Source organism: Olivibacter sp. SDN3, from assembly GCF_014334135.1.
GTDB lineage: Bacteria > Bacteroidota > Bacteroidia > Sphingobacteriales > Sphingobacteriaceae > Olivibacter.
Genome location: NZ_CP060497.1, coordinates 730,802 through 745,547, shown reverse-complemented (window position 1 = coordinate 745,547; position 14,746 = coordinate 730,802). Strand labels below are relative to the sequence as shown.

Here is a 14,746-nt window from a genome sequence, read left to right as displayed (position 1 = left end):
AAGTGGCAAACCTTCCCGTTAGGGAAAGCTTGAATGCCTTTGAATATGGAAGATTGATGAAAAAAGAAAGTAATGAATTAATCAGATAATCGCGATTAAAAAAAAATCATGATACATAAAATAAATATCAATAAACTGTTACTGCTCGTTGTAATAACGGTAGTTATAAACGCTTGTAGCGTGGATAAATCGCCTTATGATTCTATTAAGGGCGATGATTTAAATAGTTCAGAAACAGGTTTAGAGGCCGCAACATTGGGCAACTATCATCGGATGAAAACGTGGGTGACCGAATGGCATATTCTCCACGAATTTCCGGGAGATAACATGTCGGTCAGTGGAACGACTTCAGATCCCCTGTTTTTTTCCTATAACTATCAGCGCGTACCTAATAGTTCTAGAACAACAACCTATTGGACAAAATCATACGAGATAATTGTTGGGGCAAACAAAGTGATTGAAGCAATTACCGAAGGTGAATCTCCCGTTAATGATCAGTTTTTAGCGGAAAATTACTACCTAAGGGCTTTGATGCATTTTCAGTTGGTGGATATTTTTGGAAGGCCTTATAATCAAGGTCCCGACAATTTAGGTGTGCCATTGAAGTTAGATGCAGATCAAAACAACCATCCCCTTAGATCGAGTGTAGGAGAGGTTTATGACCAAGTGGAAGCCGATTTACAAAAGGCAATTACCCTTTTTACTGCTGAGAAGGATAATACCTTTGCGTCAAAAGAAGCCTGTTGGGCACTGTTGTCGAGATTGTATCTGTACAGGGAGCAGTACCAGCAAGTAATAGAGTACACGGATATGGTCATTAACTCTGGAAAATTTGCCCTATTGGCAACAGACAGGTTGGCCGCGTATCCTACATTTAAACCGGAAGATAACGATGAAACGATATTTGCTGTAAAGCTAATTCCAAATGTAGACTATCCAGATAATGGCTGGTATACCGTGGGGTCATTTTATGCCAACTTTTTGGGCTCGGGCTGGGGCGAAATGTACGCTTCGAGAAGTTACCTGGAGCTCATCAGAGAATACCCGGAGGATGTACGCAATGATTTCATTGAACCGGTGGTGTTAAATGAAGACGTGAACTGGGCCATATATGTAGACAATTCATCCATTTATCAATGGAAGGAAGTGGTACAGGATGGCGATGATTATTCCTATACAGAAAACGGACAACAAATAACATTAACGAAAGAGGCCGATGGTCATGGGGGCTACCATTATTTTATTGAAACGGCCGAAGGTAGTAAACGCGTATTAATTGATCGGGAATTGGACGTGCGTAACGGGTTTCCTAAATATTATGTACTTAAGTGTTCCGGACAGGAAGGGCAAGCACACCTGTGGTCGCCCGTTGTATCGCGATTGGCAGAGATGTATCTAAATCGTGCGGAAGCACATGCCAACTTGGGAAATAATGGACAAGCCTTGGCAGATATAAACCTTATTCGGGAGCGAGCTGGTATTCCTGCCGAAGGACTTTACAGTGAAAGTAACCTTCAGGGAAAGACAGTACTAGAAGCAGTGCTCGACGAGCGTAGGCTGGAACTTGCTTATGAAGGGCATCGTAAAATGGATGTTTTCCGGAATGACCAAACCATGGACAGAAGTTATCCCGGAGCACACCTATTGGGAAATAACCCCATTACAGAGGTAGCACCGGATAATAGAGCTATTATAGAGTTTATACCTGAGGCGCAGTTATTGTTACAGGAGGGGTTGGAGCAGAATCCGTAGGCTATTACTAGTCGCTTCCGTACACTTTATTGGCGTTCGGAAGCGATATATTATATTTTTGAATGCAGTCAATATGAGGAAGTGCACATAAAAATTTGTTAATCAGATATAATGCTTCCAAAAAAGAATTTACCAGGTTTTAACTTTTATTCCAGAAACTTCTTTGAAGTGTTTGTCTCTGGTTACCAAGGTTAAATTATGACGTTGGGCAATCGCTGCGATCCAAATGTCATTTTCCGGAATAGGTTTTCCTTTTTTCAGTAATTCAGTTTTTATTAACGCGTAAATATTCGCTGTGTCTGTATCAGAATGTATGATCTTGCATTTTTTCAGAAAACCTTTAATTTGTGATAAATGTTTCTCACGATTTGAGGATCGATAAGCGCCAAGCAATAATTCCGCAAGTACAACATACGGCAAATCAATCCTTTCTAGCGTGTCAAGAAGGTTTAGAATCTGCGAATTCCCACGAAATAAGTCGATTATGATATTTGTGTCGAGAATAATCTTATTTCCAATCATCAGGATTTATCGTTTCGCAAGATTCTTCGATTGCCCTTTCAATTTCGTCTGCCTCTTCTTTGCTCCAGATTCCAGAAAACTCTTGGAACATCAGTGTTTTTTTGTTTTTGCGCTCCTTTATTTTAGCCTTCTTAAGAAAATCTTCCAGAGCAGCCAATGTGGACTCACTTTTGATTTTTAACACCTCTTCAATCAGATGTAATTTTCGGGTTTCCGATATCATATCTACCTCCTTTAGTTCTTTAAACCAAAGATACCTATTTTTCCTGACTTATAGCTATACTAGGTGTATCGACTAGTATTCGACTTTTGTTTGACCCTGCTTCGGGAATTCCTCGACACTTGTTTGGGTCGGCTTCGACTCCGCTTCGGGAACTCTTCGACTGCGATTCTAAGCCGACCCGAAGAACAGTCTCGAACAGGTCCCGAAGGAATCGATGGCCATTTACCTCAGAAATTCGTAGCTGACGCGGTAATCGTTAGTTAAATAAAGTCAGTCAAGTGCAGTTACGGGGAGTCTCGATGTCATATTGTCTGTTGCTTTTTGTAATACACGTAAGTTTTTATTATTTTCATACGTAAAATATTTTCTTATGGCCAATACAAAGCTAACGTTAAATATTCGGGACAGGGTTATCAACAATGCGAAGGCTTATGCCAAAGCACATCATACCAGTTTATCGAAGATCGTTGAGCATTATTTAGCGTCTTTATCGGAAGATAAAGTTCCAGATGCGGAGGTTTCTCCTTGGGTAAGGGAATTGGCAGCAGTAAAGAAGCCTATAGCGGATTTTGATTATAAAGAAGCCTATCACAATTATCTGATCAATAAGTATAAGTAAAATGATATTATTCATTGATTTAGATATTTTGCTGGATGCTATCTTGCTGAGAGAACCCTTTTGTTGTTTCAGCCCACAGCTTGCTCAATATACATTACGTTACGCAAAAATTCGTTGATAAAACAGCGGCTAAAAAATCCGTTAACTTACTGCAGCGTAACCTTACTGTTGCAGATACAACAAAGAGTGCGATAGCATCTGCTTTGCAATCAGGTTTTGCAGACATCGAAGATGCTGTACAACATGCAATAGCTTTTGCCTACAAATGCCAGTTCATCATCACCAGAAATATTAAAGATTATAAAAAATCTAGCCTGCCGGTTATGACCGCAGCACAGTATTTAAAAGCTTATCATTCATAACAACTTGCATTGCCCTGTGTATCGTTCCTGAAATAACTATAAAATTGCAAAGGGCGTGTTACAAGCTTCTTGCCACCTCCTTGTAAGGATCTTGCTAGCGCGACACAAGGATGACCTAACAATCTTGCAAGACTGACACAAGAAACTTGCAACAATGACCCTGCATTTTTGCCACAATTTTCCCGCAAACTTGCCGGCTAAGCACAGGTTAAGCACAGCCTAAGTCAATAAACAGTCATTTATAGTTTTTCCATCAGAACGAAACCTATACCTACTTGGTAGCTTTGGCATGATCAATAGATTCGATGTGATCTCCTTTACATAAATAAGTATAACGTTTGAACAAGTTCAGAAAGCTGCTTTTTTAACTAAATACAACAACGTTGTTAGCTAAAATGATTAAGCTGAACGTTCTCTTCCTAATTTTACTTCTCGAATAATTAACCAAATGAGTTTAGTATAAACCTATGGAGGCATTGCTGCTGACAATGTCCCTGTAAAAATAAGAAGGAGACCAATTATATGAACATTTCTACACGAAGTACTTCGTATGTGAAAAAAAATGCGCTACGGTATGTTTGGATCATGCTGTGTCTAATTTTTTCTTCATCAGTACTTTACGCGCAACAGACCATAACTGTCAAAGGTGTGGTGTATTCACAGGCAGATAATCTACCGCTCCCAGGGGTCGGGGTAGTTGAAAAGGGTACAAAAAACGGGGTGAGCACCAATGAAGATGGTGTTTTTGTATTGAACAATGTGAACCCCGAGGGCACACTGGTATTCACCTCTATTGGCTATATTAGTCAGGAAGCCAATGTGGGAAATCGAAACTCAGTCGAAGTGTATCTGTCCGCCGAGGTGTCTAATCTCGATGAGGTAGTGGTAGTAGGATACGGAACTTCCCGGAAACGGGATCTAACCGGCGCGGTATCGCAAGTGCGCAGTGAAGTGATCCAAAACGAAGCACCGGCGCAGATGAGCGATATGCTGCGCGGAAATGTGGCTGGTTTGAGTGTAGGCTACAATCGTAATGCGAAAGGTGGAGGTAGTCTGCAGTTGAGGGGGCGAAATTCTTTGAACGCCAATACCAGTCCGCTAATCGTATTGGATGGAGCCATTTATTACGGCGCCTGGGAGGATATTAATCCCAATGATATCGAAACGGTGGACGTCTTGAAAGACGCCAGTGCAGCGGCGGTTTTCGGTGCGAAATCGGCTAGTGGGGTGATTTTGGTGACTACCAAAAAGGGAAAAGAAGGCAAGCCGATGATCAATTACAGTACGAATATTGGTTTGGCCACCATGGCGGTGAATCAACCGGTACATGACGCCGAGACCTTTGTGCCCTGGCGACAGGATGTCATGAAAAGTATTAACCGAAACGCACAGCCTTATCGTTTTGATGATCCGCGTACTTTGCCAGCAGATATTAGCATCGATGATTGGCTGGATTACGATGGTTCCACTGGCGACCCGGTACGTGCTTGGTTGCGGCGCCTAAACTTACAGCCGGTAGAAATAGACAATTACCTCGCAGGAAGATCGGTTGACTGGTATGATGTAGCCTTTCAGAATGGCCTGAGACAGGATCACAACATTAGCGTATCTGGCAGGAATAAGGATATTTCTTATTACCTGGGTGCAGGTTATATGAATAATGAAGGGATTATTACCGGCGACCAATTTAAGACCTTGCGGACCCGCGCCAATATAGAAGCAAATATTACGGATTTCTTGCAGGTAGGCATGAGTACCCAGTTTATTTCGCGAAACGAAAGTGCCATTGGTTATGGCTGGGGCAATATTACCAATTTATCGCCCTGGGGAAGTCAATATAACGCAGATGGAGAACTGATCTGGCGACCAAATGGGGAGCCAAATGGGGGAGTAAACCCGGGGTACGATGCATTTCATCGCGACTACCTTTTTAGGATAAACTCACTCAACACTACATTATTTGCCAAAATTGATCTACCCTTCGGGTTCAGTTTTCGAACAAATTTTACGCCGCAATTGGAGGTTCTGGAACAATACAACCATCAGAAATCTACGCATGAAGGTTGGGCCGCTTTTGGGGGAAGCGCCTATCGGCGCAACCGGCAGACCTATTACTGGCAGCTGGATAATATCCTGAGCTGGAATAGGACCTTTAACGATATCCACCGTTTTGATGCGACATTTTTGGTGAACGCAGAGAAATTCCAGCGCTGGGAAAGTAGGATGCAGGCCGATAACTTTGATCCGAATGACGATCTGGGCTATCACGGTATGCCGACAGGAATCAATCCCATTTTAGACCATGGCCCGGATGGAACCGGAGACCAGTACAGCACAGGAGACGCTTTAATGGCGAGATTGGTTTATACGCTAAAAGATCGCTACATCTTTACGGGTACCTTCCGTCGCGACGGTTATTCCGCCTTTGGACAGCTCAATCCCCGCGCAAACTTTGGTTCCATAGCAGCAGGTTGGGTATTTTCCGATGAAGCCTTTTTCAACAGCGATTGGTTTAATTATGGAAAGTTAAGGCTCTCGTGGGGAAGTAACGGGAACCGGGACATCGGGCGGTATGTGGCCCTGGCAAATCTGACGACAGGGAAGTATCTGCATGTACAGCCGGATGGTACGGTGGTACAGGTGAATCAGTTGTGGGTAGACCGTATGCGTAACCGCAATTTGCGTTGGGAGCGGAACGTTTCCTATAACCTGGGTTTAGATTTTGCCTTATTCAATAACCGATTGGATGGTAGCTTAGAGGCTTACGTTTCCAACACGACTGACTTATTGGTTGAAAGAAGGTTGCCCAACGTAAATGGATTTGACTTGGTCATGAGTAATATGGGAAGAGTGCGTAATAGGGGTATTGAATTAACCTTGAACTCGAACAATATGCAACGCGATAACTTCTCCTGGCGGACAACAGCAACCTTTCAGGTCAATCGGAACTCTATTCAGGAATTGTACGGCGACCTAGATGCCAACGGTCAGGAATTGGATGATATACAGAACGGTTGGTTTATCGGGCAGCCCATCGATGTGATCTGGGATTGGAAAGCACAGGGAGTTTACCAGCTGGGTGAAGAAGAAGAAGCGGCACGTTACGGCTTGCAGCCCGGTGATTATAAGTTAGAGGATGTGAACGATGATGGGAGCTTTACAAATGCCGATAAACAATTTATCGGCTTTGCTGAACCCCGATTCCGCTGGTCTTTACGGAATGATTTTCAGATCTATAAAAATTTCACCTTCTCCTTCATGATGTATTCGCTTTGGGGGCATTCTGAACCCTTCAATTTATTGAAGAGCCGCGATGGTTTTCCGGACAGACAGAACTCCTATAAATACCCATACTGGACACCAGACAATCCATCCAATGAATGGGCTCGGATCAGCTCCAGTGAAGGAAGTGCTACAGGTTTTAATGTGTACCGAAAACGTTCCTTTATCCGTTTGGATAATGTTTCAATAGCGTACAATCTACCCAAAAGTATTATCAGCCGGTATAAAGTACAAAACCTGCGAGTGTATTTTAATGTGCGCAATGCAGCCATGTATGCGCAGCAGTGGGAGTTCTGGGATCCAGAATGGAATGATTCCGATCCTAACGAGTATGCAGGCCCGACGCCGCGGTTTTTCACTTTTGGCTTGGATTTAACATTATAATGATTAAAGAAATTATCCTGATGAAAAAACAATTTAAAAACATTATATATATCGGATTAAGTGGCTTATTGCTCTTTGCAACAAGTTGTAAAAGAGAGTTTTTGGATCCCAGACCCTTATCTTTTTACACACCAGAGCAGACCTTTTCGTCTGCTGAAGGGCTATGGGCTACCTTGGTAGCCTGTGAACGGAATATGCGTATTGAAACCCATGGCGATGGCGCACCTCTCCTTACGGAAATGGTATATTCGGATATTGCGGTTTCGGGCAGTACGGATAAGCCGGGGCCAGCCATTGATCTAAATTTGGTGATCCGGCCGGATGCCAATTTAGATAACATCGAATTTGAAAACCGTATCGGTTGGTTCTGGCGGGAAGGATACCGGGCTATTCGTTATGCCAATACGACAATTACTTATATTGATCTTCCGGAAGATTATGCCTCAGAAGAGGAAAAAAATCAATTATTGGGTTCTGCTTATTTTTATCGGGCCTACCGCTATTATCGATTGACGCAACAGTTTGGTGATATTCCTTTGATATTGGAAGAGCCACAGGAGCCCAAACTGGATTATTACAGCACCAAGCGAGAGGTGATTCTGCAAAAGATGAAAGAAGATCTGGAATTTGCGCAGGAATGGGTGCCTGATGGGGGTGTGAAAGGCAGGGTAACCAAAGGCGCCGTGAGCCATTTATTAACGAAAGTGAACTTAGCGCTAGGCTTATTTGATGATGCTATACAGTCGGCCAGCAATGTGATCGACGGTGGAACCTACGCCTTGATGACCGAACGTTTCGGTGCTTATGCCAGCGATGCAACACGAAATATTGTATGGGATTTACATCGTCCCGAAAATAAATCCTTGTCGGCTAATAGGGAAGCGTTGATGTTGGTCATTGATCGCATCAATATTGATGGGAATGTTAGTGGGGGTACCCGATCGATGCGTAATGCGCTACCGAACTGGGGGAATACCGGTAATGTTACACCTGCAGGAAACCGGGCAACCTCTGATCAACCTGGTGCAGAAATCGATCAGGTAACTGCTTATGGAAGAGGAATTGCCCGTGTGCGCCCGGTATGGCATACACAAAAGACGGTTTGGACGGACGATACCGATCTGCGTCATGCGCCGGGGAACTGGATGGATATGGAAGATCTGGTATATAATGCACCTTCGCTCAAAGGAACTGATCCCTATTATGGGCAGTCTATGCAATTTAGAAACGACCGCGGAACCATACTGACGAATGATACCATCCGGAATTGGTTCAGCTGGCCGCATTATAAATTATATGTGGAAGATCCGCAGCGTATACCTGCCGATGGGGGAAATAGTGACTGGTATGTTTTCCGCGTTGCAGAAACTTTTTTGCTCCGTGCAGAAGCGCATTTTTGGAAAGGCGATCTGGCCAGCGCTGCAGCAGACATCAATGCGGTGCGGAACCGCGCCCAGGCTACGCCTATTACAGCAGCGGATGTGAATATGGGTATGATATTGGATGAACGTACCCGGGAATTGTATTATGAAGAGCCGCGTAAATCGGAGCTGACCCGTATCGCCTACATTTTTGCAATGACCGGTAAAGTGGCCGAAAGCGGTAAATCATATAGTATGGAAACCTTTGCACAGGACAATTATTTCTACGATCGGGTAATGGCCGTCAGTGATTTTTATAATAAGGGTGTCAGAACGAATTTCGGTGTACCTTACACAATGAGTCCGTATCATGTACTATGGCCGGTACCGATTGGCGCAATTAATGGAAATACGCAAGGGGTGATCAATCAAAACGAAGGGTACTCCGGTTTCGAAAATAATGTGCCGGCTTTAACGGAGATTATCGAAGAACCCATACCCTTTGACTGAAATTATTGAAGAACCGATAGAAGAGGAATAAAATATTTTTTACTTTAGCTTTGAACCCTAATAAATGAAATAAGCATGAAGATCAAGTGGATATTAATAGGAATTTTAGCAATGTGTTTAAATGCAGGTGCGCAGGAAAAACAGCTGACAGAGGAAAATGGACTGCTGAGGCTGCAAGACAAACAAGGGCATTACCTGCTGGGTTACCAATATGAAATGAAATACCCTCCTGCCGGAGTCGACAGTGTATTTGGTAAAAGTGGCTTTATCCATCCCTTGAATACGATTGCTGGAAAAACCCTCACGCGTATTCAGGCTCCAGATCATTACCATCATTACGGCCTCTGGAATCCCTGGACACATGTCGAGTATCAGGGCAAGATGTACGATCTCTGGAATATCGGCGATCGGAAGGGACGCGTGGATCATGTAAAGTTTAATAAGAAAAAAGCAAAGGGTAATGCTGTTGGCTTTAGTGCACGCTTGCATCATCTGATTATTCCGGAGCCGGATAGGGAAGTTAATATTCTTAATGAAGATTGGGAAACAAGGGTGAGTCCTATTGATGATAAGCGGTATTGTCTGGATTTAGTCTCTACCTTGAAGCCCGAAGAAGATACGGTTACCATGAAAGCATACCGTTATGCAGGCTTAGGGTTTCGGGCTACAAACCAGTGGAATGACAATAACAGCAAGACGTTGACATCTACAGGGAAGACACGTGCTGATGCAGATGGCTCTCTGGAACGCTGGGCCATTGTATCCGGAATGACAGATGGCGATAATGCCGGGATTCTATTTTTGTCTCATCCAGACAATTTTAATCATCCGGAGCCTATCCGGATCTGGGCTCCGGGAACGAATGGCGATGGCGACGTTTTTTTTAATTTCTCTCCGTCTAAAAATAAAGATTGGGTACTACTACCTGGCCAGCGTTATAAGCTAAAGTACCGGTTAATCGTTTTCGACGGCGAGCTGTCTGCTGATGAAGCCGAAGCTTATTGGCAGGAATATAGCAAGAAGTAAACTAAAAGTGGTGTAATTTACAAGGTAGGGAAATAAGCTGAGGCCTAAATGTTTGATCTGGATGTTGAATCATTTCAAGCAGAAGAGCGCCGGCTTGTTCCCCGATTTCAAAAGGTTGTTCTTTGAGAGAGGCCAGAGGCGGTTTTTCAAAATGACTAAATAGCGGCAGCGCACCGTATCCGATCAGTTCAATGTGTGGATATTGTTCGGGGAATTCCTTTCGTAGGCAACTCATTACATCCAACATCAGGTAGTCCTTGAATAGTAGTATCGCAGTAGGAGGACTGGACAGTTGCATGAGACGTCTAATCGCTTGATAGTTATTGGGCGTACTCAAATCACTTTCTTCAATGAGTTGTTGATCGATGGCGATTTTGTGCTGCAAAAGACCGTCCCGATAACCGAGAAAGCGATCTCTGCTGGTTGCCCAATGACTGGGGCCATTAATGAAAGCAATACGGTGATGGCCTTTTGCGGTAAAGAGTGAAACAGCATCGGTCGCTGCATGATACACGTCACTACTGACACAGGAAAAGCTTTCATTGACGGGCTTGCGTGCAAAAAAGACGACAGGAATACCTGAGCGTTCGAGTTTTCGCAGGTGATCTATATTGTCGGTTTCTTTCGATATGGCGATAAGCAAGCCGTCAATGCGGTTGCTATGCATTACAGAAACCAGCTCTTGCTCGCGTTGCAGGCTTTCTTGATTTTGACCGATAAGCACGTTGTATTTGGCTTCTGAGGCGATTTTTTCAAAGCCGTTAACAGCAATGGTGTAAAAGTGATCGAGCAAAGTGGGTATAATAATGCCTAATGTAAAGGTTTTTTGTTGTTTGAATTGAATAGCCGTCTTGTTTGGCGTGTAATCTAATTTTTTAGCCAATGCTAATACGCGTTCCTTGGTAGTTGCACCTATATTGGGATGGTCATTAAGTGCCTTGGACACGGTTGATATCGAAATGCGCAAGGCCTTTGCAATATCCTTTATGGTGGTAGGTCTATTAGACATAGTAGCAGATAGGTTTGTAAATAATGCTTCAAAATAACGAGGTTTTAATATGTTTTTTAAACTTATGGCAAATGTTTTTCAATTTTTCTACGACATCGTTGTCGTTAATTTTTATGGGAAAGCCGTTAATAAATTGTAGAGAGATGGCTATTATTGTATAAAAAAGAACCGTTATAAAATACCTCATATTGCATTGGTGATATAGTTATATACGAAAACTGATGTTTGAAACATCGGAAAAAATGTAAATTTAACCTGAATATTAAAAAGGAAATATAATATTTACCTATAATATTTTTTAACCTATTGAAACAGTGCATTTGATGTGAAAAATAAAATATGATAACTAAAAGCAAATTTATTACAACAGCCTCCTTGTTAGTTGGGCTTATGATGACTGCGTGTAACAACCAAGAAAAAGAAGAAGATAGTCGACAGGACGAACAAATAAGTCTAATCACGTTAGATCCTGGTCATTTTCATGCTGCCTTGGTGCAAAAATCAATGTATCCTGGCGTTAATAGTACGGTACAGGCGTACGCTCCAGCGGAAGACAACGATTTAAAAGCGCATCTAAACCTTATTGAAGGTTATAATAATGATGCCACTAACCCTACCCACTGGAAGGAAGAAGTGTATACCGGAGATGATTTCTTAGCGAAGATGCTCGAGGATAGAAAGGGTAATGTGGTTGTCCTCGCCGGGAACAATAAGCGGAAAATTGATTACATCAACCAATCAATTGATGCAGGACTAAATGTTTTGGCCGACAAGCCGATGGCAATTGATGAGGAAGGGTTTGGGGAACTAGAAAAATCATTCGCTGAGGCAAAGGAGAAAGGCGTGTTATTATACGATATCATGACAGAACGTTTTGAAATTACGGCCACTTTGCAAAAAGAATTTTCGCAGATCGAATCGCTTTTCGGTACCCTGGAAAAAGGGTCGTTAGCAGAACCGGCAATCACCAAAGAAAGTGTTCACCATTTCTTTAAGACGGTATCCGGCAAGCCGTTGATCAGACCTACTTGGTTTTTTGATGTTAGCCAACAGGGGGAAGGCATTGTTGATGTAACTACACATTTGGTAGACTTGGTACAATGGGAAGGTTTCCCTGATCAAGTGATTAATTATGAAAAGGATATCGAGCTGTTGAATGCAAAGAGATGGGCTACTTGGTTAAAGGCCGATGAGTTTAAGAAAGCTACCAATGAAACCTATCCCGATGAATTCCAAAATAATGTCAACGACAAGAATGAACTGGGTGTCTATGCGAATGGTGAAATAAATTATACCATTAAAGGTGTCCATGCCAAGGTTTTAGTGAAATGGAATTTTGAAGCTCCGGAAGGTACTGGTGATACACATTATTCTATTATGCGTGGAACGAAAGCGAATCTGGTGATAAAACAGGGTGCAGAAGAAAATTATAAGCCGGTATTGTATATTGAAACAAGCCGGGACGGTGATCGTGATGATTTTAACCTACAGGTGGCGGAGGCAGTGAAGGCACTCGAAGGAAAATATAAAGGTATTGCTGTGGAGCAACTAAAAGAAGGTAACTACAAAGTGATCATCCCGCAGGAACTAACCACTAGCCATGAAGAACACTTTGCACAGGTAACGGAAAATTTCCTCTCCTATTTAGCAAATAATAAACTGCCTGATTGGGAAGTGCCAAACATGTTGACCAAATACTATATAACAACGAAAGCGTTGTCTTTGGCAAAAAAAGAAAAATAAACAAAAACATTAATAGCAATAATGAACACACGAAGAAGTTTTCTGCAAAAAAGCATAGTAGGTGCGTTGGCTGGCACCATGTTAAACGTTCCTGATTTGTTGGCAAAGGAAACGGAGCATAGATCATCTAAACCATTAGAAGACGACCTTAAGCTTGGAATCGCAGGGTATAGTTTTATTAACTTTAATCTTGACGAATCATTGGAGATGATGAAGAAGGTAGACGTCCGTTATCTCTGCATAAAAGACTTTCATTTACCTTATGACAGCACTGCGGAGCAGATAGCTGCTTTTCATGAGAAGTTAAAGTCATACAACGTAACGGGATATGGCGTCGGACCGATTTATACAAAAAACAAGGAAGAAATCGACAATGCTTTTGACTATGCCAAACGGGTTGGGGTTGATTTAATTGTTGGTATACCCAATCACGAAGATTTGGCCTATGTTTCGGAAAAGGCAAAAGAACATAATATCCGTTATGCGATTCATAATCACGGCCCCGAGGATAAGCTTTATCCCAATGCGTCGGTTATTTATAAGCTAATTGAAAACCTCGACGAGCGGGTTGGAATATGTTTTGATATGGGGCATAATAAGCGCGATGGGCACGATTCGGTGGCAGATCTGCAAAAATATCGTAAACGGATTTTTGATTTGCATTTAAAGAACGTAACTGAGGCAAAGGCTGAAGGAACAACCTGTGAGTTGGGTCGAGGTATAATTGATATACCTGCATTCGTCAAAATGCTTAGAAAAATAAACTACAAGGGTTCATGTAGTTTAGAATACGAAAAAGATATGAAAGACCCCTTGGCAGGAATAGCAGAATCTGTAGGTTACTTCAGAGGGGTTTGCGACGCAACAAAATAAAACTAAATTCATCTACAAAAGTAAATGCTCATAAAAAAGCAATTTAGTTATCTTTTTTTAAGAAAGCCCTTTGATAAGTCAAGGGGCTTTTTCCCGTGATTTGTTTAAAATACTTATGGAAGCTGGCAAAATTATTGAAACCACTTTCGTAACATAATTGCTTAACACTCATCTTGTTTTCTATCAGTAGCTTACAGGCATGACCTACCCTGATCTCTAAAAGAAATCTGGAATAGGTTTTTCCCGTTTTAGATTTAAAATACCGACAAAAAGAGTTTGAACTGATACCTGCAACGGCGGAGATGTCTTCTAGGCTTATTTTTTGCTTAAAATGGCTTAAGGTGTAATCGAAAATAGTATTGATCCGGCCTTTTTCCTCATCTTGCATATTTGGATGAAAACCTATGGAAGAAATCTGTTGATGGGTACATTCTGAAGCAATGGCGTTTAATGCTTCAATGAGCAATAGAATCCGTCTTGTTCCTTCAGCATCCAGTAATTCTTGTAGAATCTCCGCCACTTTATGTTTTGCCCTCCCCGTTACTTGAACACCCAGCCGTGCTTTATCAAGTAGTTGCTTGATGTTCAGGTTTTCGGGCAACTCCAAAAACTCTTTCCCCCAAAAACATTCATTGAAATGCGCAACACGTACATCAGCCCGTTCTTGGTTACTTTCATCGAAATAGTGATCATCAAAACGCCAATAATGGGGTAACTGTGAGCCAACTAAAACGATATCTCCCGAATTGAAGTGATTAATCTGATCACCGATAAATTGTGTGCCTTTTCCTTTATAGAAATGAATAAGCTCTACCTCGGAATGATAATGCCACCTGTTATTGATGTAGGGGACGAAATCCTGTCGTACACTAAATGATTGTGCCGGTGCAGTGCTAAGTTTTAATAACTGAGGTTTCATTTGTTTATGGTTATTCGTTTTTTTGTCAGCTGGAACTTATCTTGCCTGAAATTTACATTTTTTAAGATACTAATGAAATTCAAACATGGACGGTTCATCTTTATTAAGTTGTATAATCAAGCGATAGAGCAAATATAAGTTATATATGCTAAAATAGCTGA

General features: G+C 42.1%; 11 protein-coding genes and 1 pseudogene. 8 read left to right on the top strand and 4 right to left on the bottom strand.

Going from position 1 to position 14,746, the window contains the following annotated elements:
* The first annotated feature begins 108 nt into the window (after positions 1–108).
* Positions 109–1,752 (top strand): RagB/SusD family nutrient uptake outer membrane protein, encoded by a 1,644-nt coding sequence (locus H8S90_RS03035; RefSeq protein WP_187341133.1) that lies wholly within the window; start codon positions 109–111, stop codon positions 1,750–1,752.
* Positions 1,753–1,881: 129 nt separating this feature from the next.
* On the opposite strand, the gene H8S90_RS03030 is transcribed toward H8S90_RS03035, so the two are convergent.
* Positions 1,882–2,274, bottom strand: coding sequence for a type II toxin-antitoxin system VapC family toxin (locus tag H8S90_RS03030; protein WP_187341132.1), 393 nt, complete (start codon positions 2,272–2,274; stop codon positions 1,882–1,884).
* The gene (locus H8S90_RS03025; RefSeq protein WP_187341131.1) at positions 2,261–2,497 is read right to left on the bottom strand and encodes a hypothetical protein; all 237 of its coding nucleotides are present in this window, start codon (positions 2,495–2,497) and stop codon (positions 2,261–2,263) included. Before H8S90_RS03025 ends, H8S90_RS03030 begins: the two co-directional genes overlap by 14 nt.
* A gap of 370 nt (positions 2,498–2,867) precedes the next feature.
* On the opposite strand from H8S90_RS03025, the gene H8S90_RS03020 reads away from it, so the two are divergent.
* From H8S90_RS03020 to H8S90_RS03000, 5 genes and pseudogenes are all read left to right on the top strand, one after another.
* Positions 2,868–3,116, top strand: coding sequence for a DUF6364 family protein (locus H8S90_RS03020; protein WP_187341130.1), 249 nt, complete (start codon positions 2,868–2,870; stop codon positions 3,114–3,116).
* A 74-nt stretch (positions 3,117–3,190) separates the two neighbouring features.
* Positions 3,191–3,478 (top strand): annotated as a pseudogene (locus H8S90_RS03015) (PIN domain-containing protein); the annotation flags it as partial.
* Positions 3,479–4,000: 522 nt separating this feature from the next.
* Entirely contained in the window at positions 4,001–7,144 is a 3,144-nt protein-coding gene (locus H8S90_RS03010; protein ID WP_187341128.1) for a SusC/RagA family TonB-linked outer membrane protein, read from the top strand.
* A gap of 20 nt (positions 7,145–7,164) precedes the next feature.
* Positions 7,165–9,015: a RagB/SusD family nutrient uptake outer membrane protein gene (locus tag H8S90_RS03005; RefSeq protein WP_187341127.1), complete on the top strand. Its 1,851-nt coding sequence runs from the start codon at positions 7,165–7,167 to the stop codon at positions 9,013–9,015.
* A 75-nt stretch (positions 9,016–9,090) separates the two neighbouring features.
* On the top strand, positions 9,091–10,041 hold the full coding sequence (locus H8S90_RS03000; RefSeq protein WP_187341126.1) for a PmoA family protein: 951 nt from the start codon (positions 9,091–9,093) through the stop codon (positions 10,039–10,041).
* Position 10,042: 1 nt separating this feature from the next.
* Here H8S90_RS03000 and H8S90_RS02995 read toward each other — a convergent pair whose 3' ends face one another.
* The gene (locus tag H8S90_RS02995; protein WP_187341125.1) at positions 10,043–11,050 is read right to left on the bottom strand and encodes a LacI family DNA-binding transcriptional regulator; all 1,008 of its coding nucleotides are present in this window, start codon (positions 11,048–11,050) and stop codon (positions 10,043–10,045) included.
* Between the two features lie 339 nt (positions 11,051–11,389).
* Here H8S90_RS02995 and H8S90_RS02990 point away from each other — a divergent pair, with 339 nt between their 5' ends.
* Positions 11,390–12,793: a putative oxidoreductase C-terminal domain-containing protein gene (locus H8S90_RS02990; protein ID WP_187341124.1), complete on the top strand. Its 1,404-nt coding sequence runs from the start codon at positions 11,390–11,392 to the stop codon at positions 12,791–12,793.
* A 21-nt stretch (positions 12,794–12,814) separates the two neighbouring features.
* Positions 12,815–13,666 (top strand): sugar phosphate isomerase/epimerase, encoded by an 852-nt coding sequence (locus H8S90_RS02985; protein WP_187341123.1) that lies wholly within the window; start codon positions 12,815–12,817, stop codon positions 13,664–13,666.
* 43 nt (positions 13,667–13,709) lie between these two features.
* Here the strand turns inward: H8S90_RS02985 and H8S90_RS02980 are convergent, their stop codons facing one another.
* On the bottom strand, positions 13,710–14,585 hold the full coding sequence (locus H8S90_RS02980) for an AraC family transcriptional regulator (protein WP_187341122.1): 876 nt from the start codon (positions 14,583–14,585) through the stop codon (positions 13,710–13,712).
* Positions 14,586–14,746: the final 161 nt, after the last annotated feature.

What these genes read in the sequence shown, in the direction of transcription:
- H8S90_RS02980 (WP_187341122.1), bottom strand. Translation starts at nt 14,585, where the DNA reads ATGAAACCTCAGTTATTAAAACTTAGCACTGCACCGGCACAATCATTT.
- H8S90_RS03035 (WP_187341133.1), top strand. Translation starts at nt 109, where the DNA reads ATGATACATAAAATAAATATCAATAAACTGTTACTGCTCGTTGTAATA.
- H8S90_RS03000 (WP_187341126.1), top strand. Translation starts at nt 9,091, where the DNA reads ATGAAGATCAAGTGGATATTAATAGGAATTTTAGCAATGTGTTTAAAT.
- H8S90_RS03005 (WP_187341127.1), top strand. Translation starts at nt 7,165, where the DNA reads ATGAAAAAACAATTTAAAAACATTATATATATCGGATTAAGTGGCTTA.
- H8S90_RS02995 (WP_187341125.1), bottom strand. Translation starts at nt 11,050, where the DNA reads ATGTCTAATAGACCTACCACCATAAAGGATATTGCAAAGGCCTTGCGC.
- H8S90_RS03010 (WP_187341128.1), top strand. Translation starts at nt 4,001, where the DNA reads ATGAACATTTCTACACGAAGTACTTCGTATGTGAAAAAAAATGCGCTA.
- H8S90_RS03020 (WP_187341130.1), top strand. Translation starts at nt 2,868, where the DNA reads ATGGCCAATACAAAGCTAACGTTAAATATTCGGGACAGGGTTATCAAC.
- H8S90_RS02985 (WP_187341123.1), top strand. Translation starts at nt 12,815, where the DNA reads ATGAACACACGAAGAAGTTTTCTGCAAAAAAGCATAGTAGGTGCGTTG.
- H8S90_RS03030 (WP_187341132.1), bottom strand. Translation starts at nt 2,274, where the DNA reads ATGATTGGAAATAAGATTATTCTCGACACAAATATCATAATCGACTTA.
- H8S90_RS03025 (WP_187341131.1), bottom strand. Translation starts at nt 2,497, where the DNA reads ATGATATCGGAAACCCGAAAATTACATCTGATTGAAGAGGTGTTAAAA.
- H8S90_RS02990 (WP_187341124.1), top strand. Translation starts at nt 11,390, where the DNA reads ATGATAACTAAAAGCAAATTTATTACAACAGCCTCCTTGTTAGTTGGG.